The sequence below is a fragment of the Clostridium bowmanii genome, assembly GCF_018861315.1.
GTDB lineage: Bacteria > Bacillota > Clostridia > Clostridiales > Clostridiaceae > Clostridium_AD > Clostridium_AD bowmanii.
Window position 1 is genome coordinate 1 of the sequence record NZ_JAHLDL010000108.1, and the last position, 802, is coordinate 802.

An 802-nucleotide genomic window follows, 5' to 3' on the forward strand; every position below is an offset into this window, starting at 1 on the left:
GAAATGTTTTTGAATAGGTCTTACAAAATCATGAAGTGAATACTCTATCAAACCATATGTATTATTCAGTTCATTGAATTGTTTATTTCTGTCCTTCCCTTTTGGCAATTGACTGATTTTTTTATACTGCTTCGACTCTCTCATATTGTTGTATCTCTTATACAACTCAGCTAAACAAATATTATAAATTTCCCTCCCCATTTCCAATCTTTTACTGAGTATATCCTCTTGAAAATCCTCTGTACCTAATTTCAATGTTAAAGTATAACTTGACACAATATTCACCTCACTTTCCTTTAACAACAGTTTGGAGGCTTTAAGTCTGCATCCAAAGTCGTTAATATTTCAGCTTCAAAGATGATAATTTAAAGATATCTTGTCTTTTGATTTTCTACATATTTTTTTATAGTTTCACTACTTACATTTCCTGCTGTAGAAACAAAATAACTTCGTGTCCATAAACTTGGCATCTTGTTTAACTCTTTAAATTCATCTCTTAATGCTCTGCTTGTTACTCCTTTTATCTTTCGCATTATATCCGCAGGACTTAATATTGGCAGACAATTTAAAAACATATGAGTATGGTCCTTGTCACATTCTATGGCGATTATTTCAATCTCCATCTCCTCACATATAAATTTGATCAAGTGTTTAAATCTCTCTTCTACCTTAGGTATTAAAAATATTTTTCTTCTATATCTTGGGCAAAATACAAAATGATAGTTGATTAAACTTACTGTCGTTTGTGTTCTCCTATATTTATTTTCCATGAATTTATTATAGTACTATTTGTGTATGTTTT

Annotated in this window: 1 protein-coding gene and 1 pseudogene; both read right to left on the reverse strand. The window is 29.9% G+C overall.

The genetic code is table 11. The features are described 5' to 3' along the window. A pseudogene (locus KPL51_RS23080) lies at window positions 1–276 on the reverse strand (RNA-guided endonuclease TnpB family protein); the annotation flags it as partial. Window positions 277–365: 89 nt separating this feature from the next. Beyond that, the gene (tnpA, locus tag KPL51_RS23085) at window positions 366–770 is read right to left on the reverse strand and encodes an IS200/IS605 family transposase (RefSeq protein WP_216166781.1); all 405 of its coding nucleotides are present in this window, start codon (window positions 768–770) and stop codon (window positions 366–368) included. Window positions 771–802: the final 32 nt, after the last annotated feature.